The 22,735-nt window shown below is 42.0% G+C and carries 31 protein-coding genes, 2 tRNA genes and 1 pseudogene; 27 read left to right on the forward strand and 7 right to left on the reverse strand.

Annotated features, from left to right (window positions below):
* The 25 genes from JOD17_RS15400 to JOD17_RS15520 all read left to right on the forward strand — a co-directional run bounded on the left by JOD17_RS15400 (position 1) and on the right by JOD17_RS15520 (position 17,712).
* The gene (locus tag JOD17_RS15400) at positions 1-315 is read left to right on the forward strand and encodes a hypothetical protein (RefSeq protein ID WP_204698822.1); all 315 of its coding nucleotides are present in this window, start codon (positions 1-3) and stop codon (positions 313-315) included.
* On the forward strand, positions 315-809 hold the full coding sequence (locus tag JOD17_RS15405; RefSeq protein WP_204698823.1) for a hypothetical protein: 495 nt from the start codon (positions 315-317) through the stop codon (positions 807-809). Before JOD17_RS15400 ends, JOD17_RS15405 begins: the two co-directional genes overlap by 1 nt.
* Positions 809-1,162 (forward strand): hypothetical protein, encoded by a 354-nt coding sequence (locus JOD17_RS15410; RefSeq protein WP_204698824.1) that lies wholly within the window; start codon positions 809-811, stop codon positions 1,160-1,162. Before JOD17_RS15405 ends, JOD17_RS15410 begins: the two co-directional genes overlap by 1 nt.
* Positions 1,149-1,640: a phage neck terminator protein gene (locus JOD17_RS15415; protein WP_204698825.1), complete on the forward strand. Its 492-nt coding sequence runs from the start codon at positions 1,149-1,151 to the stop codon at positions 1,638-1,640. The genes JOD17_RS15410 and JOD17_RS15415 overlap by 14 nt, the downstream gene beginning before the upstream one ends.
* Before the next feature lie 4 nt (positions 1,641-1,644).
* Entirely contained in the window at positions 1,645-2,655 is a 1,011-nt protein-coding gene (locus tag JOD17_RS15420; protein ID WP_204698826.1) for a DUF3383 family protein, read from the forward strand.
* An 11-nt stretch (positions 2,656-2,666) separates the two neighbouring features.
* Complete coding sequence (locus JOD17_RS15425) at positions 2,667-3,059, forward strand: phage structural protein (RefSeq protein ID WP_204698827.1); 393 nt, start codon at positions 2,667-2,669, stop codon at positions 3,057-3,059.
* A 6-nt stretch (positions 3,060-3,065) separates the two neighbouring features.
* Positions 3,066-3,356 carry a hypothetical protein gene (locus JOD17_RS15430; protein WP_204698828.1) on the forward strand — a complete coding sequence of 97 codons (291 nt, stop codon included), beginning with the start codon at positions 3,066-3,068 and terminating at the stop codon, positions 3,354-3,356.
* 297 nt (positions 3,357-3,653) lie between these two features.
* Entirely contained in the window at positions 3,654-6,275 is a 2,622-nt protein-coding gene (locus JOD17_RS15435; protein ID WP_204698829.1) for a phage tail protein, read from the forward strand.
* Between the two features lie 11 nt (positions 6,276-6,286).
* Positions 6,287-6,715: a phage baseplate protein gene (locus tag JOD17_RS15440; RefSeq protein ID WP_204698830.1), complete on the forward strand. Its 429-nt coding sequence runs from the start codon at positions 6,287-6,289 to the stop codon at positions 6,713-6,715.
* The gene (locus tag JOD17_RS15445; RefSeq protein ID WP_204698831.1) at positions 6,712-7,014 is read left to right on the forward strand and encodes a phage baseplate plug family protein; all 303 of its coding nucleotides are present in this window, start codon (positions 6,712-6,714) and stop codon (positions 7,012-7,014) included. Before JOD17_RS15440 ends, JOD17_RS15445 begins: the two co-directional genes overlap by 4 nt.
* Positions 7,014-7,808: a phage protein gene (locus JOD17_RS15450; RefSeq protein ID WP_204698832.1), complete on the forward strand. Its 795-nt coding sequence runs from the start codon at positions 7,014-7,016 to the stop codon at positions 7,806-7,808. Before JOD17_RS15445 ends, JOD17_RS15450 begins: the two co-directional genes overlap by 1 nt.
* A gap of 2 nt (positions 7,809-7,810) precedes the next feature.
* Positions 7,811-8,068 (forward strand): hypothetical protein, encoded by a 258-nt coding sequence (locus JOD17_RS15455; RefSeq protein ID WP_204698834.1) that lies wholly within the window; start codon positions 7,811-7,813, stop codon positions 8,066-8,068.
* 3 nt (positions 8,069-8,071) lie between these two features.
* Entirely contained in the window at positions 8,072-8,431 is a 360-nt protein-coding gene (locus JOD17_RS15460; protein ID WP_204698835.1) for a contractile injection system sheath initiator, read from the forward strand.
* On the forward strand, positions 8,428-9,588 hold the full coding sequence (locus tag JOD17_RS15465; RefSeq protein ID WP_204698836.1) for a baseplate J/gp47 family protein: 1,161 nt from the start codon (positions 8,428-8,430) through the stop codon (positions 9,586-9,588). Before JOD17_RS15460 ends, JOD17_RS15465 begins: the two co-directional genes overlap by 4 nt.
* Positions 9,585-10,220: a hypothetical protein gene (locus JOD17_RS15470; protein ID WP_204698837.1), complete on the forward strand. Its 636-nt coding sequence runs from the start codon at positions 9,585-9,587 to the stop codon at positions 10,218-10,220. Before JOD17_RS15465 ends, JOD17_RS15470 begins: the two co-directional genes overlap by 4 nt.
* Positions 10,221-10,232: 12 nt before the next feature.
* On the forward strand, positions 10,233-11,705 hold the full coding sequence (locus JOD17_RS15475) for a hypothetical protein (protein WP_204698838.1): 1,473 nt from the start codon (positions 10,233-10,235) through the stop codon (positions 11,703-11,705).
* 65 nt (positions 11,706-11,770) lie between these two features.
* Entirely contained in the window at positions 11,771-13,909 is a 2,139-nt protein-coding gene (locus JOD17_RS15480) for a hypothetical protein (RefSeq protein WP_204698839.1), read from the forward strand.
* A gap of 14 nt (positions 13,910-13,923) precedes the next feature.
* A complete protein-coding gene (locus JOD17_RS15485; RefSeq protein ID WP_204698840.1) occupies positions 13,924-14,157 on the forward strand; it encodes a hypothetical protein in 234 nt (77 codons plus the stop codon).
* A complete protein-coding gene (locus JOD17_RS15490) occupies positions 14,129-14,266 on the forward strand; it encodes a CD1375 family protein (RefSeq protein ID WP_204698841.1) in 138 nt (45 codons plus the stop codon). Before JOD17_RS15485 ends, JOD17_RS15490 begins: the two co-directional genes overlap by 29 nt.
* Complete coding sequence (locus JOD17_RS15495; protein ID WP_204698952.1) at positions 14,244-14,465, forward strand: CD1375 family protein; 222 nt, start codon at positions 14,244-14,246, stop codon at positions 14,463-14,465. Before JOD17_RS15490 ends, JOD17_RS15495 begins: the two co-directional genes overlap by 23 nt.
* A gap of 44 nt (positions 14,466-14,509) precedes the next feature.
* Entirely contained in the window at positions 14,510-14,968 is a 459-nt protein-coding gene (locus JOD17_RS15500) for a phage holin family protein (RefSeq protein WP_204698842.1), read from the forward strand.
* Positions 14,961-15,218, forward strand: coding sequence for a holin (locus JOD17_RS15505; RefSeq protein WP_204698844.1), 258 nt, complete (start codon positions 14,961-14,963; stop codon positions 15,216-15,218). Before JOD17_RS15500 ends, JOD17_RS15505 begins: the two co-directional genes overlap by 8 nt.
* 2 nt (positions 15,219-15,220) lie before the next feature.
* Positions 15,221-16,009, forward strand: a complete 789-nt coding sequence (locus JOD17_RS15510; protein ID WP_204698845.1) for a peptidoglycan recognition protein family protein — start codon at positions 15,221-15,223, stop codon at positions 16,007-16,009.
* Between the two features lie 1,302 nt (positions 16,010-17,311).
* The gene (locus tag JOD17_RS15515) at positions 17,312-17,470 is read left to right on the forward strand and encodes a hypothetical protein (protein WP_204698846.1); all 159 of its coding nucleotides are present in this window, start codon (positions 17,312-17,314) and stop codon (positions 17,468-17,470) included.
* Complete coding sequence (locus JOD17_RS15520) at positions 17,467-17,712, forward strand: MerR family transcriptional regulator (RefSeq protein ID WP_204698847.1); 246 nt, start codon at positions 17,467-17,469, stop codon at positions 17,710-17,712. Before JOD17_RS15515 ends, JOD17_RS15520 begins: the two co-directional genes overlap by 4 nt.
* A gap of 252 nt (positions 17,713-17,964) precedes the next feature.
* Here the strand turns inward: JOD17_RS15520 and JOD17_RS15525 are convergent, their stop codons facing one another.
* The 4 genes from JOD17_RS15525 to JOD17_RS15540 all read right to left on the reverse strand — a co-directional run bounded on the left by JOD17_RS15525 (position 17,965) and on the right by JOD17_RS15540 (position 18,886).
* Positions 17,965-18,258, reverse strand: a complete 294-nt coding sequence (locus JOD17_RS15525) for a YolD-like family protein (protein ID WP_204698848.1) — start codon at positions 18,256-18,258, stop codon at positions 17,965-17,967.
* A 50-nt stretch (positions 18,259-18,308) separates the two neighbouring features.
* Positions 18,309-18,530, reverse strand: a complete 222-nt coding sequence (locus JOD17_RS15530; RefSeq protein WP_204698849.1) for a YolD-like family protein — start codon at positions 18,528-18,530, stop codon at positions 18,309-18,311.
* A gap of 198 nt (positions 18,531-18,728) precedes the next feature.
* Positions 18,729-18,804 (reverse strand) — tRNA-Thr (locus JOD17_RS15535).
* A 7-nt stretch (positions 18,805-18,811) separates the two neighbouring features.
* Positions 18,812-18,886 (reverse strand) — tRNA-Asn (locus tag JOD17_RS15540).
* A gap of 376 nt (positions 18,887-19,262) precedes the next feature.
* On the opposite strand from JOD17_RS15540, the gene JOD17_RS15545 reads away from it, so the two are divergent.
* Both JOD17_RS15545 and JOD17_RS15550 read left to right on the forward strand, forming a co-directional pair.
* Positions 19,263-19,727 carry a GNAT family N-acetyltransferase gene (locus tag JOD17_RS15545; RefSeq protein ID WP_204698850.1) on the forward strand — a complete coding sequence of 155 codons (465 nt, stop codon included), beginning with the start codon at positions 19,263-19,265 and terminating at the stop codon, positions 19,725-19,727.
* Positions 19,728-19,782: 55 nt separating this feature from the next.
* A pseudogene (locus tag JOD17_RS15550) lies at positions 19,783-20,259 on the forward strand (GNAT family N-acetyltransferase).
* A 40-nt stretch (positions 20,260-20,299) separates the two neighbouring features.
* On the opposite strand, the gene JOD17_RS15555 reads toward JOD17_RS15550, so the two are convergent.
* From JOD17_RS15555 to JOD17_RS15565, 3 genes are all read right to left on the reverse strand, one after another.
* Positions 20,300-21,034 carry a DUF4352 domain-containing protein gene (locus tag JOD17_RS15555; protein WP_204698851.1) on the reverse strand — a complete coding sequence of 245 codons (735 nt, stop codon included), beginning with the start codon at positions 21,032-21,034 and terminating at the stop codon, positions 20,300-20,302.
* 73 nt (positions 21,035-21,107) lie between these two features.
* A complete protein-coding gene (locus JOD17_RS15560; RefSeq protein WP_338028813.1) occupies positions 21,108-22,031 on the reverse strand; it encodes an AEC family transporter in 924 nt (307 codons plus the stop codon).
* 109 nt (positions 22,032-22,140) lie between these two features.
* Positions 22,141-22,713, reverse strand: coding sequence for a TetR family transcriptional regulator (locus JOD17_RS15565; RefSeq protein ID WP_204698853.1), 573 nt, complete (start codon positions 22,711-22,713; stop codon positions 22,141-22,143).
* Between the last annotated feature and the right edge of the window lie 22 nt (positions 22,714-22,735).

Here is a 22,735-nt window from a genome sequence, read left to right on the forward strand (position 1 = left end):
ATGGTTGAAATCCAATCAAAAGAATCTTTGTATAAGGATGTACTAACTCTTGCTGAGATGGAAGACAACACTAAACATCGCTTAGAAGTCGATTCGGCTTTTGAGTACGTTGAAGCGAAATGCAGGCGTTCATTCGCTGAACATGTCCCGTCCGCCGTAAAAAAAGCTATGTCTTTGCTTGTGATTTCAAATGACCAAACTCCAAATGTCCGGTCTGAGAGTGTCGGCGGTGAGTTAAGCATCACTTACAGCGAATCAGTTACTGATGCGGCAGATGCATATTTAAAACCGTTTATAAGAGCGAGGTTCCGTTAATGGGAATTAAAATCAAAGACAAAAACAAGATACCCGAGGTTGCAAAGAAACTGAGTGGCATGGATGGCAAAAAGATAAGCGTCGGAGTGCGTGGCGAGATGGAAATGATTGCACGGGTTCATGAGTATGGAATGGATATACCAGTTACCCCCAGTATGAGGGCATACTTGCACTACGAAGGTATCCACTTAAAACCGAGCACTACTCATATTCATATTCCAGAGCGTTCATTCTTGCGAAGTGGCTTTGACCGATACGAGACCGAGATTGTTGATTTGATTGAAAGTCTATTAGGTAATGTCTTTGAAGGCGGGACGAGCGGAGTGGCTTTACTAGAAGCGGTTGGATTGCAATTAGAGGGTAAGTTACAGCAACACTTAAAACAATTGTCTTCACCGCCAAATAGCAGTATGACAACAGATCGTAAGGGCTCTTCTAACCCACTTGTAGATACTGGTGGTCTTGTGGGTGCGATTGAGTTTATGGTGAAGTAATGAAGCAATCACAAGTTAAGCGTATCCTTAAAAAATATGAAATGCCGATGTCGGTAGAAGGTGAAGAAGTCCCGGGTCACTGGGAGGGTCCTGTGTGGGTTGGTCCAGTTCCGGGTGATGATATTGAATTCCGAGGATCTTTTCATCCAGTCAATAATGACGATTTGAAGTTTGCAGAAGGCGGGACATTCACAGTCAATGACCGAAAGATACTCACGACGCAAGAGATCGCTAACGGCAAAGTAGTAACGATCAAGGATGACAAATACAGAGTGATGCAGCAGAAGCCCCATAACCTATATGCGGGCTTTTTTGTGTACTACGTAAGGAGAGTGGACAATGAAGCGAAGTGAGTTGTTAGACAAGCTCTTATGGCTTGTGTGGGACGAAACAGAGCTAATCATGGTAGATGTTGAGTCTGATCATCCCAGACCAGACAACTACCCTTATGTAGCCCGCAAAATCACATCACCGTGGTCGTCATCAAGTGAGAGTGAGCGCTTTGAGGAGGCAGAGGATGGCGTGAGAGTGGTAGTCACTTCACAGCCTACTTTAACGTTGTCATTGACCGTCTACTCAGACAAAAAGGATGAGGCACTAGATAGTGCGGACGAACTGTTAAAAGCTCTAAAGCGCAATTATATGCAGTTGTCAGAGCAAGGCATTGTTCTAGCGAACTTTGAACCTATGACAGACCGTACAGTGTTTGGCGACATTACGTACGAGCACCGCATTGGGTTTGATGTGCAAATCCGAATTGAAGACGAATACTCGTACATTGTTGAAGCCATCGACACTGTTATCTCGAATGAAGAAGCGATAGGAGAGTGAAAACATGGCGATTAGAGATGTTGAGGTAACAATTACCCGTGAGACACAAACAGTGTCACAAGCGGGGTTTGGTTTGCCGTTGATCTTAGGTAAAAGCAAAAGTCATGAATATAAAACGTACAGATCGATCCAAGAAGTATCAGATGATTTCAATGTGGATGACCAAGAATACCGATTTGCGAATCGGATCTTTGCTCAGAGTCCTCGACCACAACGAGTAGCGATTAAGTCAATTGCTGACGTGAACGAGGAAGGGGATGAAGCGTCGCCAGATCAGCTAGTAACAGCGCTTAATAATACGGATGGTGATTTTTATTTCTTACTATGTACCGATCAGAGCGCTGATGTTGTTTCGGCATTATCAGACTGGATCGACACGCAACGTAAGCTGTATTTTTACACGACAGGCTCAATCGATACCATCTTAGACAGTAACTCTGAGAGATCAATCGGTTTATTGCATAGCGATCCTACAGCAGCTGCGGGTTGGGTAGGGCGATGCGCGCCAACCAATCCAGGTAGCATCACATGGAAGTTTAAGCAAGTTAGTGGAGTAGGGCTTTCAGAAGGAATCAATGACGATGAGATTGAGTTGGTGATTGATGATGAAAGCAATGGAAATGCCATCATCAGTCAGGGTGGCGTACTTCACACCACTCCAGGGCGTACTACATCGGGTGAGTTTATCGACATTCTAAGATCGCAAGATTTTGTAGAGGCTCGTTTAAAAGAGCGTGTATTTACTACATTAGTAAACGCACCTAAAGTGCCGTTTACGAACACGGGTATTGCGATGATTCGTGCAGCCGTTGAGTCGGTGCTTAAATCCGCATTCAACAACGGCATTATCGCGGAAGACGAGAATGGCGAGCCACTTTATAACATTAGTACACCTGATCGCTCAGACGTCCCGCAAGAGGACAGAGCCAAACGTACACTGCCAGATGTTAATTTTGACTTTGAATTGGCTGGTGCTATCCACGGGGTAGCGATTACCGGAGCTATTAGAGTATAGGAGGGTTATAGATGACACAGGTAATGGACCCAAAAGATTGCCAAGTTATTGTTGATACAACGTATATTACTGGATTTGCTGAGGGATCAGTGATCTCAGCTGAACAAAATGAAGATCGTTTCACTGTACACACAGGAGCGCAAGGCGAAAAGAGTCTAGGGCGTAGTCATGATGAGACGGGCGTAATCACGTTGCATTTAGCATCTACGTCGCCTTCATTAGCCTTTTTAAATGAGTTGTATAAACAAGGAGAACCGTTCCCGATTTCTTGTACGAACGCACGTACAGGTGAGTTTGTTGGTGGAGATCAAGCAATTTTACAGAAGCCACCTGGTAAAGAATGGGGATCAGAAGTAGCAGATCGAGACGTAGAAATCACAGTTTTGGATTATAGAGAGGAGTAATTGATTATGGCAGAGAAAAAAGAAGCAACAAACCAAAAGCAAGAAACTTATGTAGCGGGTAGCGGTATTGAATACAAATTCCAGCATCCAGGGGTGTTAAATTGGGTTCGGAAACGTAGTCAACTGATCGATGTGGAGACAAAAAAGATGGACCAAGAACAGCTATTACATTATGTACATGATAACGTCATCGTTGATCCAAAAGTAGATTTCGGCTATTGGGATGAGAACCTAGAAGACTTCGAAGAGGTTACCAACGAAGCACAGCGATTTCTTAGAGGGGTCAAAAAGAAGTGATCCAACCCTCTCTAAAGAGGAGAAGAAAGCCGAACAACGCAAATACTACAGGGATCGCGCGCAAGAGAACTGGTGGTTTTGGCGTCCGATTATTGGTGAAGGAGGCGGCACAATTGATGTCGCCTCTTTAACGAATGATGAAGTCTATGAGATGAATGCAGCGTTGGACATAATGAACGAAAACAGTGCGAAGAAGCAAAAAGAAGCCAAGAAGAAACAAAAGAAGAATAAGAAGAAAAAATGATGAGCGCCCTGAAAAGGGTGCTTTTTTTATGCCCTAAGAACGGGGGTGAGTGAATGGCATTAAGAGAATTAGAGGTTGAGATAGGCTTTAATATCGACACAGGCGTGTTAGACGATATGAACGAGAGTATCGACAGCGCAATGTCTGGCTTGGATGCATTAGGTCAGTCAGGTGACGATATGGGGGCTGGTATCTCTGGCGGTGCAGATGTAGGCGCTGAGGGCATTAGCGAGATCGGAGAGTCGGCAGAAGGTGCGGGCGGAGCAATGGAGGAAGCTGGGTCGACAGGCGCAGAAGCCTTAGAAGGTGTTGCAGGTTCCGCAGATGAAGCAGGCGGGTCTATGGGTGAAATGGGCGAAGCGGGCGAATCTGCTATGGGCGGTGTCGAGGAAACCGCAGGAGGCGCCGAGGAAGGCGTTGCGGGTGTCGGAGAAGAAGCCAGCCAAACAGGCGAAGCGTTAGGCGATATGGGTGATCAGGGCGGTATTGGTTTTGACACGATTGTTAAAGGTGCAGGGTTGGCAACTGGAGCCTTCACAGCAATTAAAGGACTTGTTGTAGGTGCTGGTTTTGCGATGGTCAAAAGCTTTGCCGATACCGCCAATTCAATTGATCAGGCTGCGATGCGTACTGGTATGGCAACAGAAAGCTATCAGGAAATGTCTTATGCATTAGAGCGAGTAGGGATGAAATCGTCTGACTCTGATCGTGCTTTAGAGCGTTTAAATCAGCGTATGGGTATGGCAGCAGGAGGCAACGAAAAGTACGAGAAAGCACTCACTAACTTAGGTGTATCAATGGATGATGTTCGTGCAGGAACAATCAGTACGGACGAAGCTTTTATGACAGCCATAGATTCTTTAGGTGAAATAGAGGGCGCATCTGAACGCGCAAGCGCTGCGGGAGATTTATTCGGAACTCGAATGGGTCGCCGTTTATTGCCTGCTATTGAAGCAGGATCGGATGGGATTGGTGACTTTATTGACCAAGCTCATGAGATGGGCATTATCCTTAGCGACGAAACAATTGAAGCGGGGGTAGAGTTTGGCGACACCTTAGCTGAAATAGGTGGACTCTTCGGTAATATGGGTACACAACTACAAGCTGAGTTGCTGCCGATCTTCCAGACATTTGCCGATTTTATTATCGATAACATGGGTACGATCCGAGTCGTCATTGAGATTGTCGCAGGAGCATTTGCAACATTGGCTGAGTTTGCGCTAAATGGCGCAGAGGCAATCATTGGAGCATTCGATGGTCTGCAAGAAGCAGAGAGCCTTGGCGATGTGTTTATGGGCATCGTAGATGGTTTTGGTAATCTGTTTGAAGGGCTTTTCGATGTTGTGTCATCTGTTCTTCCTGAGATAGCGGCTAATATCCCTGAGTTTTTACAGAACATGATTAGTTCGTATGCAGAGTTTTATCCAACAATGATGGAGACTGCGGTTGAATTCTTTAGCACCCTTGTTATGGGGATTGCGGAAGCTTTGCCAGAGATCGTTGCTGGTATCGCAGATCTTGTCATTACAATTGTCGAAACAATAGTGTCTTTACTGCCTTTGTTTTTACAAACTGGTATAGACATTCTATTGACTTTAATTGATGGAATTTTAACTTTGTTACCAACGTTAATTGATACAGCATTAGACCTTATTTCAACTCTTGTTGAAGCAATAATTACCCAAGTGCCAATGTTACTTGAAGCGGGGGTAGAGTTATTAATTAAGCTTGTAGAAGGCATTATTACAGCGCTACCTTTGATTATAGATGCTGCGATACAAATTATTGTCACAGTTGTTGAAATGCTTGTAGAATTCGCTCCGTTATTGATTGAAGCTGCAATAGGAATAGTTTTAACGTTAGTTGAAGGCATCATTGAATTGTTACCTATGCTTATCATAGCAGCGCTAGAGTTAATTATTACACTAGTTACAGCAATTATTGATTTGATACCAATGATTATCGATGCAGCAATTGAAATCGTGTTAGCCCTGAATATGGGGCTTATAAGCATGTTGCCAGAGATTATAGAAGCGGGTATAGAATTAATTATTGCTCTAGTCGAAGCTATCTTAGAGATGCAACCCCAACTGTATGATGCGGCAATAGATCTGATTATAGCTTTAATTGAAGGTGCATTATCTTTGTTATCTCAAATAGTCGAGATGGCTATGGAAGTAGGATCTTCAATACTAGATACCATAATTAATATGGACTGGTTAGGACTTGGAATAGATCTTGTCCAAGGTCTAATTAACGGTATGTTAGGTATGGTTGGCAATGTTATTTCAGCAGCAGCAGATTTAGCAAACTCTGTATGGGATACGTTCACAGGAATCTTCCAAACCAATTCACCTTCTCGTTTGATGATGGGTCTTGGTGACGATATTGGTATGGGGCTTCAAATAGGTATGGATGACAGTGCAATGGCAGTAGCTGATAGTGCATCAAGACTCGCAGCCTCCGCATATCCAGATGTGCATTATATTGATGATTACCGAGATACAACCCCGACTAACACAGGTGGATCATCATACACGTATAGTCCAAGGTATAATCTCGAAGTGAAAATCGAAAATGCACCAAAGAATGCAACCGAAGCGGATTACACGAAACAAGCAATCAAAGATGCGATCCGTGAAGTTGAGGAAGAGAAAAACGCCAGAGCAGTCTAGGAGGTGGTGAAATGGCGTACTTTAGAGGATCTTTTGGAGAAGTACACTTTAATATCCTTAACGAGGATCGGTCACGGGACAACGAAGTAACGGAACATCCAGTAGAAGGTAATTCAATCGTTGATCATGTACAGCAATTGCCAACTGTTTACTCTCTGCAATGTGTTTATTACGGGGATAATCCTTCACAGGTCCATCTAGACTTGTTAGCAGCTAGACGGTCAAAAGAGGTCATCAAGTACAGAGGGCGAGCAAACATGAAGAATTGCGTTATTCAGTCTATGACTACGAGCGTTGATCAAAATGATGCGAATGGTTTTCGATTTAACATCACAATACAATCTGTTCGTCTTGCTCGTCCTTCCACCTCGGGACTCTCAGGCATCCTAAGAGCCGAAGTTGATGAGGTCGGCAGTGCAGGGAGGGTACAAACGGTATGATTTTACCCATTGATGTTGAGCGTGTGCCTTATCGTTTTAATGTGGAGTTAGCCGAGGAACTTTTTGATTTTGAGGTGCATTATAACGGAGCTGGAGATTACTTCACGATTGACCTTATGAAAAACGGAGAGGACGTTGTAATCGGTGAAAAGATCACCTACGGCGTGCCTCTTTTTTATGCCTACACGGATGCTCGTTTGCCCGCAGTAACCATCACAGCCAGAGACGAGGCGGGTATTCAAAACCGTGTAAGTCGTCGCAATTTTGGTGAGACGGTGTTTTTAGAGGTGGTGGAGTAATGGAACAGTTTGGTCGAAGAGCTGAGGTTATTCTTGGTTCTTCTTCTTATATGCTTCATCGATTCAAAATTGAGTTTAATGTCGAATTTGATGATCAACCAGACTTAAACCATGCAGAGATTAAGATATACAACCTATCAAGCAATTCAATTAATCAGTTAGGCGAGGGGTTGCCTGTGATCCTAAATGCAGGGTATCAACAGGACGTAGGCGGAATCTTTTTAGGTGCGCTCTATAAGCACTACACGGAGTGGTCAGGCGTTGATAAGATCACAACCATTAAAGCTGTGGACGCCTCAGACCAATTAAGAAAGCTGCCATTTAGTCGGTCCTACAAAGCAGGAACAAACGCCGGGCAGATCATTACAGACGTTGCTCGTGCAGGAGGTTTATCAGTTGGTGCGTTATCGTTGCCGCGTAATCCTTCATACAGCCGAGGAAAGACGGTAAATGGCAGGATACCAACGATATTAAAAGAGTTGGCTAGGGATTGCGGTGCGAAGTTCCATATTGCTAAAGGTCAGGCGTTCTTCCGTGGCGGTCGTGATGGCGACAATATTCGTTTTAGGTTTACGCCAACACGAGGACTCATTGGATCGCCAGAACCTTTTGAAGAGGAACGAGACGAGCGTATCATTCGTGGGTACAACATGACAGCGTTACTTAATCACAGGATACAAGCAGACTCAATCTTTAATATCGAGAGCAGGTATGTAAACGGTCAGTATAGAGCGATGGAGGGGTCGCATGTGCTTGCGGGTAACGACTTTTATACGCACATTAAGGCGGTGTAGCAATGATTGTATGCAGGGTTGATAAAGTAAAAGGGTCAACCTATGAGTTGGACCCAATGTTTGTTGATGATAACGGTCGTAGGCTATCAGTGATCCCAGAAGCAATTGCAATGGGTACAGACACCTATAGCAGAGGCGACCTTGTTTGGGTCGGTATATCTGAGCGTGATTACTCGGATGCAATTAGAGGCAAACGTGGAAACGGTAGTAACCAAGCAAAGTATGATCCCTCAAATGCCGTAATCATTGGGAGGGTTTAACGAATGAAGAGTCTTGCGGTAGATGATACAGGTGATCTGGTTATTAAAAATGGCAACATAACAATGGTCGATGAGGACGAAGAACTGATACAAAGTTTACGACTATTACTTCAAACTAATGTTGACGAATGGTTTTTAGATCCAAGTATTGGATTGGACCATGCGGAGTTCAGGGGCAAACGAGCAGATGAAGAGGATATGACGGTTGCGTTAGAAGAAGCCATAGAGCAAGAACCACGCATTGATCGCATCAAGAGCATTAGTTATGAATACGACAGACCGAGGCGCAAAGTAAGCGTCTTTTTTATTGCGATTAAAACGGATGGTGAGCCATTAGAGGTTAGTGAGGTGATGGAACAATGAGCTTTGGATTAAGCCGAAATGGTTTTAAGCGCAAGCGCTATGCAGATGTTTTTAGTGAATCAGAGCGTAGAGCAAAAGAAATGTTCGGAGAGGACATTAACACGGCTGCATGGACACCTGTAGGGATTATCCTTCGTATACATTCGTTTACAGTAGCTCAGTTATGGCAGGAGACAGAAAACAGCTACAACAGTGGCTTTGTGCATAAATCAGAGGGCAAAACGTTGAGTGGTGTTGCAATGAATCAACTGGTGCGACGACGCCCTGCTGAGTTTGCATCAGGAGTGCTTAACTTTACAGGTGATGAAGGTACTGAGATTCCAGAGGGATCGCTGTTTAGTAATGATGACGGGGTTACGTATCGGCTCGCTGAACGTGTCGTAATTTCAGAGGACACTACTGACGGGACAGTGGTTGCCCTAGAGGCAGGCGCATTAAGTAATAGCCCTGCTAATACGGTAACGGAAATTGATACGCCTGTTGCGGGACTGGATGAGGTCACAAACTTACAAGCCATTGCTGGTGGACGTGATGAGGAAACGGACGGTGAATTACGTGATCGTTATGATCGCTCATTAACCTCTGGTGGATCGCCAACAACAAACGGTATTCGCGCTGCCGTCCTTAGTGTCGAAGGGGTGCGCACAGCAACGGTTATTGATAACACAACGAATGAGTCTGTAAATGGACGACCGCCGAAGTCTTTCGAAACCTATGTATTAGGTGGAGAGTCGGAGGATATAGCAAGAGAAATCTTTAGGCGCCGTGCAGCAGGAATAGAAGCTCACGGTGATGAGTTAGTCGAGATTGAGGATGACAGTGGAAACATCGTGCCAATCAAATTTAGTCGTGCGGAAGAGGTCCAGCTTGATATTGAGGTAGACATTACAGTGAATAACGAGTATCCATCTAACGGTCATGAGCTTGTGCGCTCTGCAATTATCGAATATATCGGCGGTACAGATGAAGACGGAAACATTTATACAGGTTTACAGACGGGGCAAGATGTTGTGTACTCACGCCTCATTAGCATCGTTCATCGAGTGCCTGGCGTTGCCTCAGTTGATTCGTTAACGCTTAATGGGGAGTCGGGGAATATCTCAATTGATGCGATACAGGTAGCACAGACCAATTATGAGCAAGTGGTGGTGTCATGACCATTACGAAACGTATGATTAGTCGATTAACAGACGCTTACAATAAGCGACCTGACAGCAATATCGGAAAGCTTCTTTATGTGTTCGGCGCTGATTTTGATGAGTTGCAAGCGACAAACAAGCGCATTGCAGAGTGGCGAGACATCGATCATGCACAAGGCGAGGTACTAGATGATCACGGTCGCAATGTTGGGCAGTGGCGTGGTGCAGCTAACGACAGTGTGTATCGGATACTCCTTAAATCGAAGGTTGCTCGTGATAATAGCACAGGTGATACCAATACGATCATTAATGTTTTGGCAATGTCTCTGGGCGCCGATCCAACGGAGATTAGAATTGAAGAAGGGTGGACAGGTGATAACCCACAGCCTGCGAGTATACGACTAATAGAGCTGCCAATATCAAGACTTAATGAAGTCGGTCTATCAAGCCAACAATTCGGACGCATTGTGGCTCACACTGTTGCATCGGGTGTGGGCGTACAATCGATAGATTTGCAAGGGACGTTTGAGTTTGGCAATACAGACTTGGATATTGATGAGGAAAAAGGATTTTCAAATGCGGAGATGGAGACAGGCGGTTATCTGGGCAGTATTTATGTGCCTTCTGATGATCGAGACTTGCCACTATAGAGGAGTGAAACGATGGCAAACTTTGAAAGTAAGCTACCAGTTTGGCAGGCAGAGGGCATCGAGCCTAATGATGATATAAAGCAATCGGGGTATCAGGAAGGCATGAAGCCCCCTGCTGAATGGTTTAACTGGATGTACAACATCACATATGAAGCTCTTAAAGAGATCCATGCAAAAGCAGAAACAACAGAGGGATCGACACTAAAGAAAGAAGAAGCGATTGAAGAAGCCCACAAGAAAGCAATGGAATACGTCAGTGAACAACTCGAAGATTATGACGAGGATGTTGAGTGGGACAATGTTCTAAATAAGCGCTACAACGTCATTGATCTCTTGGATAATGGCGTTAGTGGGAATGACTATCCTATTGGCACATCTCTAATGAGATTAACGGGTTCTGATGACACTAGCTATCCATTTAATTACGCCATCATCCGCACCGAGAAACTGGACACTTTTAGAATCGTACAACAGGCATTCGCATTCCGAGGGACAACCAATACTGAGTTATACCTACGAAGGTTCCACCCTGATAATGGTTGGTCGAACTGGGAGACGATTGATACTAGTAGCCAAATCGACCAAAAGATCGATAATGCCCTAGAACGCTACGAGAACGCATTGTCCGTGGACACTAAAACATTCGTAGCAAATGAAGATCAAGACCGATTCAATGTCGGCTTTGCGCTGTCCCGTGACGACCATTTTGTACAAGTAAATGTAAATACCACCTTACTACAAACCGATCAGTTTGAATTAGACGGGCAATACGTGGTGCTGGGCAGTGGACTATCAGAAGGCACATATGTTGAAGTTATCGTTTATCGCAACATCAGTAGGCACGTTGACGGAATAGACATTGCTCAACTCGAAGCACACTATGAAGACAACAATCGCCACGTCAACCACAGTAAACAGGAATATTGGAATGGATCAGAAGGTAGAGCCAATGGCTACACCGATGAAAAAGTGACAGAGATCAATACGAAGATCGGTCAAGTAGAAGGCGTAATTGCTGAAGCACAAGAGACATTAAACAGTCTCAAAGCTGAGGTAGAAGGGTTAGATATCTCCAAGGAAGCTATTGGTCTAGGTAATGTTCTAAATGTTGAACAGGCTAGTAGGGCAGAATTGTCTGAGCTAACTAGAGAAGTCGAAAGTATGGCTGAATCCAATTCTGATATCGGCAACACTCTAATCAATTTACAAGAATCAATTAGTCAAATGAGTGAAAGTACGGGTTATGTGATAGGCTCCTATGAAGGTAATGGCGAAAACAATCAGAATATAAATGTAGGCTTTGAACCAAAGGCAGTAATAGTTACTAGAGTTATTGATTCTGGTACGCCAATAGTCATATTAGCGACTAGGGCACATTCAGCCAGAAGTTCCTATGTAACAATACCCTTTCAGGGAAATGTTTTTAATGTCAGAAATAGTATGAACATGGGTTCATCAACCCATTTATACATTGCATTTAAGTGATTTTAACAGGGGACTTCCACAAAGGTGTCCTTTTTAACTATATTGATAAATAACGAGGTGATGACATGCCAAGACGCATTACGCCACACCAAACGAACGAAGAGTTCGAAACTAAAATAGGCTCGCAGAATAGAGCTAATCGCTCTAAGCGTGAAGCTATAGAAGAAGCCAATGAGTATTCAGATGGACGCCTTGACGCACATATGCAAAATGATGAAATACACCACTCACATACGAACATGGAAGCATTGGATCTCATCGAGAGGGACAGATTCAATAATCTGCTGTTCGATGGAGAAAGATATGCTACACAAAGTTCATATCGTGATCTAATGCGTGAGATTGCTAATATCAATCTTCATCTTGAAGCCGAAGATCGTGTCATCAATGGCGCTACTATCGGAGATACATTCTCGGGTAGTGGTAGCGTAGATGATGGTGGAATAGGCATATCCTATATTAGTGGAGTAGATTCAGGTATTAGCAGAGATGAGCGTGGGCTTTTTGCATTGAGCACACAAATGTCCCCTGCAATAAGAAGAACTTCTATTAATAATAATGGTAATATACCGATCATAGAGGATTTTGAGAATAGCAATGAAGTAATTAGGAGAGATGTAGATTATGCCATCACAGAAGGACATCAACGTTTCCTGAAAGTTGGTAATAAGTATTTTTATGTTATTAGTACCACTGTAAATGTCGAGAGAAGACATATTATTTATATCAGTGAGGACGATTGTGAGACTTGGCGAGAACATGCAGTGTTGGAACATGGCAGCAATTTTAGAACCAGTCGGTTTTGTGCTATGGATACTGACGGTAGTAGGCTATTCATTGTTTATACCTCTGCATCAACAAGCTCTGGAAATGCCGATAATACTTCTGATCTTAGGTTCTGCACTATCAGCATAGAGACCGGTAATGTTAGCAATAACAGGAGCATTAGAGGAATAAATAGAACAGGTGCAGTTTGGTCTGTTGCATATACACATCTTAGACCAACAATTCATTACAACGAAGTCAGAGACGAGATTCATATAGCGTGTGTAATAAATTATGCAGAAGACATCAACAATCATGGAGACCAACATGAAGGGAAGTTGAGACATTGGGTTTGTAGTGCAACTAATTTTGAACTGGACAATTGGAGTTCTTATTTTGTTGCCACCCCCTCAGAAACAAGTATAGCTACAGATGCATTTATTACTAGTGAATTAGATGGTGTTCCTATGCTATTTTCTATGGTGCTTTGGGGGAATCGTGGACTAAGAGTTCACAGAAATCGTTTCGAGAATGGTTCATGGGGAAATGTTAATTTTGGTTATGGTACTAATTTGTACTTGGGTAACGAAATAGATGCTCTTATATCCATGAGCTATGGAGACTTGAGGAACTATGCATTGGACTACCCATTGTTTTTCGATGTATATAGGGTTGTAGATGGAAATCATTATGTAGCCCATGATTGTTTATCTAATACCAATACAACAGTAGAACCTATCAAAAAATTTGTCGAAGTGAAGCGTATTACTACCAATGCCGCTTCAAGAATTGCTTCAGCTAACAATGACACTAATGCATCCATTTCCAGAAATCCAAAGATTTTTGTAGATACCAATGGCAGTGTTGCTTATGTGCTTACTGAACACTTTGTAGCTGGTCATGCCACGTACAGGTTGCGAAACACTTCAATAGGTGCTAGCTTACCTAGCGAATTGCTAGGCACAAATGATACGGACACAAGATTTGAACTACAGATAGTTAGAACTAGAAATCATGATATTTTCGCAGAAGTGACTTCAGGCGTTACTTCTAATATACCTCCACTAATTTGGGCGAAACGTGATTCTGATAGAGAATTGACATTCTACTTCACTGGTTTTTGGAGAAATATTGACAATTTTGAAGAAGGGGAAGGAATAAGTCAGACGGCAAAATATCGTTTAGAATACGACACCGATGAAGTTGTTTTGTGGATGCAAGCAACTGATAGTGTTGATGATATTGAAGTTTATCTTGAAGGCGTTGAGATGGATAAGAGCTATACAATAAATAGCAATGGTAGGGAGTTCCAATTCACTAAGCAAGTTAGTGAAGTTTTGTCTAGTGCAGAAATTCAAGTAGTTTTCTTTGCTAAATCAGGTGGGTCATCCACTGTCCACGTGTTAACTAAATTAATTGGTGGTGTATCCAATGCATAAGGAGGTACAGAGAGATGTCTAAGCCACGGCATAGGTTTCCATCGCCTGAGCAAAGGATGATTGAGCAATTAGAGAAGCTAATGGAAGATGGAAACATGGACAATCTAGATCTCATTGCAAGTATTTATGAGGAAATGATTGAGCAGAAACTAGATACCTATGAAATACTTGCTGAACAATATGAGTTGATCCTAGACCTGTTAGGGGGTGAGGATGATAATGATGAAACCGAGTCAGCGAGTAGTTAGCATGTATGTTGATTTAGTTAATGGCAAACGGCGTACGATTGATACTGTGCCTGTCCATTTGCAAGAAGAAGTGAGGGTGAAATTAAATGATCCGCAGACTGACGCGTAACATCCGCATTCGAACAAAATTAATCTTATTCGCCGTATTTGGCAAAGGAGCTGACGAAATGGTAACCGTATATGTAACGTTGATTGTAGCAGGACGAAGAGAGTTTGATTCCGTACCATTCACCATTAGAGACGAAGTGAGGAAAGATTTAGAAGCAATGGGGCTTAGTAGCTCAGGTCAAGTAGGTAAACTCATCTAAACGCCGATAGGGCGTATTTTTTTATGCTTAAAAGGGGGCATTGCATGGAGGTGATAAATAATCTCAAACCAGCACTAGCAGTTGTGTCGGTTTTTTTATCATACTTGTTTGGTGGATGGAGCGTACTGATCGGTGCGCTTATTTTATTTATTACATTTGATTATTTGACGGGTATTGCAGCAGCGTTTTACCGTGGCGAGCTGAACCCCAGAGTAGGATTCTGGGGGATACCCAAAAAGGTCTTTATATTTGGGGTTGTGGCTTTAGCGCACATGATCGACAAGGTATACATCGATCAGATGGGCGATCCACTCGTGTTTGGTGAGTTTGAAATATCGGTGATGGTCGCCACCATTATTTACTATTTGTTTAACGAATTTATAAGCATTTGCGAGAATCTAGGGCGCATGGATATGAACGTACCGTTGCCCTTAGCAAAAGCGATGGACATTTTAAGAGGGCAGTCTTACTACGAGGATAAGAGGAGAGATAACCATGATTGATATTTTAACGTTAGCATCTATTATTGCCCCTGTAACAGCAGGGATCGTGCAAGGAGCAAAGCAATTTCAAATTAGTAATCGCCTACTCCCTACAGTAGCTTTGATTGTAGGGCTTTTACTTGGCTTAGTTGCGTTCCCTATTACTGATTTAGAGGTAGTAGAGCGACTATGGTCTGGCGGTATCAGTGGACTAGCGGCAGTTGGTTTGTTTGAGCTTACGAAGCACGTTAAACCAAGCAAGGAGGGATAACTTTGATTAAACCTACTCTGAGGTGGGGGAGCCTTACACCGATCCGGCAAGTGAGACGCATCATCATCCACCATCCCGGCGCTGTCCGTTACTCTTATTTACAGGTCCATAACCAACATCGTGGGCAAGGCTGGTCTGGGGCAGGATACAATTACTATCTGCAAAAGAATCACGAATACTACGAGCTTAGAGGGCTAAACGTCGGCGCACATGCTGCTAATAACAACAGCGATTCGTTAGGTGTTTGTGTTGAGGGAAACTATGATGTTGAGCACATTGATGAAGAGTTATTCTTACGTTTTGTGCAGGAAGTACGAAAGCTTATGCGCCAACATGGTTTAACGGCAAATGATGTGTACCGTCACAGCGATGTTGGTAATACAAGTTGCCCAGGTCGTAACTTCCCGTGGGCGCGATTTAAGAGGTTGATTGGACAGACAGAAGAAGTGAAGTCAATTGTATATGGACCTAAAGAAAAAGAGGTGATTTATGTGAAAGCTGGAGATTTCCAATGGGCATCAGGAAAAGAACGTTTTGAACAAATCCTTAACCGACACGGTAACAGCAATGAACAAGAAGCTTATAAAAATGACGAGTTAACAGTTAGCGATGCATTTGGAGTTTTGGCTAAAGGTGTACTTGCTGAGCCGTCGCAAACCGTACCGGACACGCACAAAGAGGCTTGGGAGGATCTAACGAAGAGAGGCGTATTTAACGGGAAGAACCCGAACCATCCTATCACACGGGCGCAACAAGCTACGGTAGCAAAGCGGATTGAAGATGGTATGTAATTGGCATATTTCCATTACAAAAGTATTAACAAATTAGGCATTAAGTGCTATGATTAAGGTCCATCATTTGCTCGCAATGGTCGAGCGATTACCCCGTAACTAACCGTGCGGGGTTTTTTATACAAAAAAATGGCGCACTCGAATGTGAATGCGCTCAATGAGAGAAGAACTCGTATACCCGTTTCAGGGTATTAGATAGTATGCTAAATTAATCCAGTTTTATACATAAAAAAAGCACGCCCCTTTATGGGGCGCGTCCAGATGATGTATACATTTATGCGGGTTTTGGAGTGGACATTAATAACTTAACCCATTATTGAGGTTATATACATCGTTACAATAAAAAGACACGTCTCATTTTATTGAAGAGACGTGCCTAACCACAATATCATAACGTAAGACTGCTAAGAGAGAGGCATTTATATAATGCGCAAGAGTAAAGGTAACTATACATTAAAAATTAGTGGAGGAATTTGGAGGTGTCTAAGTCTCAGCGGGAGGATTAGACGTTGCCCTCCACAATTTCAGTATATGCGATCTAAATCTTAATGTGAAAGGCACGTTCAAAAGAACGTGCCTGCGGAATCGATACAGGTCTATGGAAGAAACCTTGATCATATGGTTTCCAATTTGAATCAGTATATACTAAATAAATGAAAATTTATTGACAGATAGGAAGGATAACAGTAATTTTAAAGGGGGACTATTGGTTGGTTAGTGGTTCTTACATAAGAAGTCTCGGATCAGGGGGGTCCGGGGTTTATTTGTTTAGATAAAGAAAACACGCCAAGGAGTCAAGGCGTGTCAACTGAATATCATAACCTAGGTATCTCGGGAGAGACATTTTGTAGTATGCGGAATAACTTATAAAATATACAAAAAAAGCACGCCCCATAAAGGGACGTGTAAAGATAGATGTATACATGCACGGGAATTGGATCGGGCATTACTAATGTAACCTTTCAGTGGAATTATATTCATAAAAAGGATATTTTTTTGTTCGATCTGTTGTCATGTGTAAACAGATATGGTATAATTAAACTATAGAAAGGAGGTAATAAACATTGAGGATTTAAGAAATATCGTTCTAATCATAGCAGGCATCATCGCAACAATTGCTAACATCTTCAACATCACAATGAAGGTTATTGAGCGAAGAGAGGAGAAAGAAAAGAGAAAGAAAAAAAGAAAACCCAATCGCAAGAAGCGAAAGGGCTAACAAAATCCATAGGTGAGGGATAGCGCCCCTCACCTTCTATACTATCACATTTGTTCAATCGTAAAACATGGAAGGTGGTAAATATGAAGAAATTGGACATAGCTTTTATGGTACTGGTTGCAGTATTTTTGATTTTTACGAATTGGTATGAATCTAAAACAGGTATCATCGCAGCATCTGTATGTGGAATTGCTTTAATAGCTATGATTGTAAATAATGCCATGAGGAGTAAGTCAACATGAATCATCATATTAAGAATCGTGAAGAGTTGAATGCGTTTATGCACAAGTATATCGTTACTCCAGGAGAGGCTACGGAGATGTTAGGTATTACACGACAGCGCCTTACTAAATTAGTTAATGATGGTCGTCTTATACCTGTAAAACAGTTTGGGAAAACGACAGTATATTACAAACCTGACTTAGAAGTTTTAAAGAAAGAACTCGAACTAGGTAGGGAAAAGTATAGACCATATGATCAATAATATTACGGGCGGGGATAGTTAATGAACAAGTTTAGAGGTTATCTATATAAGACTGCACGAATCATGGGTGATATAAATGCCATTAAAAAGGGTACAGTAGGGAAAAGAATAGCTCGTAGGATGGCGGGGCGCTTCACAGGTAAAGCAATATTCAGACGTATATTTAAATAGAGGAACACGCCCGAATATTGGACGTGTTCCAGTGGATTAGAATATCATAACCATAACTTATCTTTAGCAACTGTTACGTTATTATACGCTTTCAATATTGCTTATTACATCAAATTTTAAGTAGTGGATTTCGTCAACTGTATCTAAGATGTGGAACTGCTTTTGATTGTGATTTACAAAATGGCACTCACCTATGATTTCATGGAAAAATCCATCCTCCCAGTACACAAACCGTATAAGGTGCTTATACTCCATGCACTCCCCGACGATCCTTCCGAAATCTTCCCATTGTTGCTCATCTAATACTGGTTGATTAACTTTTTTATTGTTATGTTGGTGTTTAAGCCATTCTTCTCGTTGTTCAGGTAGTATCATCCTCATCGATTCCCAGCGCATGTTAGAGCCGGGACTTAGTTTGTTGCCTCTCACGATGCGATCACAGAGGCGTCAATAATGTTTTTATATTGTAGCACCCAAAAATCTTGTTTGTGCTTTACTATGATCTTTTGGTCACCATTATCAATCTTGGTGATTTTCCCGATAGCAGTTTGTTTACCTTCATTATAATAAGTGATGCTAATTAAGTTATTTAAACCTTGCGATATATTAATTGTGTTAACGATTGTTGACCAGTCACGTTTAATCAATCAAAACACCTCCATAATCTAAAGTATGTAATTAACTAAATTATATACGAACATTAGTTCTTATTCAAGGTAAAAAACAAACAGTGGTTTAACACTGCACAGTGAGAGAGGTTACCATTCTGTTACCAATAGACCTCGGATTAATCAAAAAGCGGATTCCAGCAATCGCTGAAACCCGCGTCATTATTAGTGTTATTATGGAGCTTCCTACCGGGCTTGAACCGGTGACCTCATCCTTACCATGGATGCGCTCTACCAGCTGAGCTAAGGAAGCAAAAAAATGGCTCCGCAGGCAGGATTCGAACCAGCGACCTACCGGTTAACAGCCGGTTGCTCTACCACTGAGCTACTGCGGAATATGTAGTATTCTTACGTCACAGGAATATAATATCATGGCTGTAGGAGATATGCAAGATTGGAATAAAACTTTTTTCATTTTTCAATCGGATCACCTATAACCATTTTACTTGATTCTGGAAATTGTTTTCGAATGTAATGTTTTTATGCTTGCAACGGTAGACTTATGAACCAAGAGTAAGTAAGATGAAAAGTAGGCGACAGAGAATGCCTGAAAAGAATTTACGTTTTCAGTGAATTTAGAAGAAAATCACTTTTGGCTAAAAAAATAATGTCAGATAATCGGATGACTGATGAACAACGATACGACTTCACGTGTCTCACGCTGTGTGCCACTCCAGACACGATTATAAATAGGATACGGGGTGTGAAATAATGGAGATACGATTTGCGACTTTGGAAGATTTGAATGACTTGGTTAGTCTTCTTTGGAGTAAAGCCAAAGAAGACGACGGCGAGCTCAATGAAGAGAGTTATGCAGTATTCAAAGAAGAGTGTTACAACTACTTATTTGAGCTGATTTTTAGTAATGATCACCATCTATGGGTAGCCATTGATGACAAAGAGATTGTCGCTCATATGTCTTTGAAAATACTTAAGGGATTCCCTGAGCCAGATCGTGAACCTCGTATTATTGGTATCATAACAACCGCTTATTTAAAAAAGGAATATCGTGACCGCAATTTGTTAGAAAGTATTTTAGATGCCATTGAACAGTATCGTGTTGAGCATGAATTGTTTACGATCATTGTAGCGGGGAATATTGATGAGACTGGCGTGTTTGAACGGGCAGGGTACGATATGCAATATCCGCTTCTTGCACGTACTTCTAAGAGATGAACGTAGAGAAGAAACCGATTAATAATTGTACGTAATGTGGAGTTGTGTAAGATTGATGTATACAGATAAAGAAGATGTGAGGATTGTCCAAGTAGAGGTTGTTGATGAGTCGTTGAAGGCATTGCTTCTATTAGCAGATCCTAATCTTAGTCTCGTTGAGAAGTATGTCGAGCGAGGCTTTATTTATGGCTTACGTGATCAAGATCAATGGTTTGGGGAATACGTTCTTCTTGAAACAGGACCTCAAACAGTGGAGATCATGAATGTAGCTGTTCGAGAAGATGCGCAAGGTAATGGCTACGGTGAAATGCTCGTCAGAGATGCGATCAAGCGAGCATTTAGTGAAGGATATCACCGAATTGATATTGCTACAGGGAGCACAGGGACGTAGCAGTTGTACCTTTATCAAAAGTGTGGGTTTAGAATGATGTCAATTGAGCAAGATTACTTTGTTGAACACTATGATGAACCAATTTATGAACATGGCATACAGTTAAAAGACCTTGTACGATTATCAATAAGTCGATTATAAACAAACGCTCCTCGCAACAGCAGTGCGAGGAGCGTTTGTTTTACTCTGATAAGGAGTGCCAAGGTCCATCATAATCAGGCATGTAAACGAGTGAAGGGTGTGAATCATCTTTATTGATTAAAAAAGCAATCCAACCATTTGCATTCGTATCCGCTTCCATTTCATGCCAAAGGGGTTGGGCTAACGAAAGATCAACAGGTTGATGTGTCTTCCCTGTAGAAGTAACCATTTGAAAATAATCCGGGCTAATCGTAAAAAGCTCTTTGTTCTCTATGTCCTCAGTATAGATGTGAACGTGAGCGAGTAGTAATTCCATATCTTCGTGTAAGGTGAAATCACGATCTTTATCTAAAATTCGTTGGAATGCTCGGTCGCCTCGTTCAACGGAAAGTAAAGTTATCTCCGTTGTAAGTTCACCATACAGTGAATGAGCCGTAATGACTCTCACCGTCTCACCAGCTTCTGCTGGGGTGAAGCGGCTGGCAACTTCTTCGCTGTATGCAGAATCGTTGCTGAAAAGGGAGTTGTTTGAAGCTTGAGTATCATGCTGTAGGGGTCTTTGACTAGAAGGAGCATCTTCATCAAGACCAAACAACCACACGCTTAATAACATAACTGGTCCGATAAAACCAAAAGTTAAGATAGGAAGCAGAAGTGTTGCTAGAGAGCTTTTCTTATGTTTAGGTACCGTTCTCGAACGTAATGCATTTCTTAAGGCAAGTAGTAAACCAAAGGTAAGAAAGGCTCCTAGCGTAACGGATATTAAGATCGCCAAGATACATAACCTTCTTTCTAGGATAAGGGGGTAAGGGTATAGCGTGTAATTTGTCTATTTATTACCCGCTTTTCTACAACATTAAGCCTGTCATTGCTGAAATGGTGGAAAATAAGCTATAAAGTAATGGCAGGCTGAACATGGCGAGAAATGTAGATAAGATGACAGAAACTGAGGCGAAGGCTGTATCTCCACCATATTGTTCACTGTAAAAGCTAACTGTAGGTGCACAAGGCGTCGCAGAGAGAATTACTGCAATTGCAAGCCACTCAAATGGAATCGGTAGAAATAAAAACGGTACAAAAATAATAAGAGGAAGTAAAAATAAGCGATGTGCCATGACGAACCATGTGAGCGGTAATGTCAGTAATTTACGTAGTCCGTGAAGTGTATTTTCTGAAAGTAAGATTCCGATAAGAATCATCGATAATGGGATCGTCATTTGCCCGATCGTATTGATTGGAGTCATCATTAAATCTGGTAATTTTATTGGTAATAAAAATAGGATGACTCCAATTGATGTCGCCAATAACCCTGGATTAAGGTATAGCTTCGGTGGCTTTGTTTTCATGATGGCAATGCCATAAATCCAAATGAGGATGAAGTAAAGTAAGTTAAACGCAACGGCATAGAACAACCCTTCGTGTCCGAATAGCAAGAAGACGACCGACACGCCGATAAAGCCTTGATTTCCAAAGAGTAATAAGTTCTGAAAAACACCACTTTGTGTTGAAGAAACAGCTAATCTGCGGGTCATTACTTTTCCGTATAACAGTGTTAAAGATAGAAAGGAAAATGAAAGAAGCATTAGCACGATGAAAGCTAGCGCTCGTTCATATTGAAATGGAATATGCATCGAAGAAACAATTAAAGCGGGTAATGTGAGATAAAGTAGCAATCGGGTGAGAATGGTTTTGCTTGTTAAGGGTATGAGGTTAAAGCGTACAGCTATAAAGCCAATGGCAAGCATGATGTACAACATCACCATTTCTTCCATCAAAAGAAAAAAGCGGACATAACAATCCCTCCTTTTGAGACACCATAGGCATTGTATGTCGTTAACGTGCACGTTATGAATAAATTAAAAAAAGCAGCCACACAAGTGGCTACTTCTCTGTGCCAATCCCATTAAAGATGACGTGATATAGCAATGTACCAACCTCTAAAGGGTGGTCGTAGTAACGCTGGTTTAGCCTCACGGCATTAAAGATTAAATCTGTAATCATCGTAGCAGGCAATTCTTGTTTGATTTCACCAGCTTCTTGACCTTCAACAATTGCTGTTTCGATTAATTGAAAAATATCATTCCGTGCACGCCATAACATCATTAGATTCTTTTTTACTTTTTCTGAGATGTCTGCATTCACGTGGGGTGTCGTTTCAATAATCAAATGAATTTGTGTAAACTTCATCAGCAGTCGAATGATTTCTTCTAAGCGTTTAGAAGCGTGACCATGCACGTTGATGCTCTTTATTTCTTCATAAAAGCGAGACATTTTATGAACCATATAGGAGGTTACAAGCTCTTCTTTGTTCGTGAAATATTCGTAAATCGTACTACGGCCAACTTGTAGGCGATCCGCCAATAATTTAAAGTGAAAGGCTTTGTAGCCTTCTTGAAGTAAGACCGCTTCAGCAGCTTCATAAATTTCCTCGTTGTTAAGACTTCGCTTAGCCACACGTTTCCTCCTTTTAGCGACC

The organism is Geomicrobium sediminis (assembly GCF_016908595.1).
Classification (GTDB): domain Bacteria; phylum Bacillota; class Bacilli; order Bacillales; family Marinococcaceae; genus Geomicrobium_A; species Geomicrobium_A sediminis.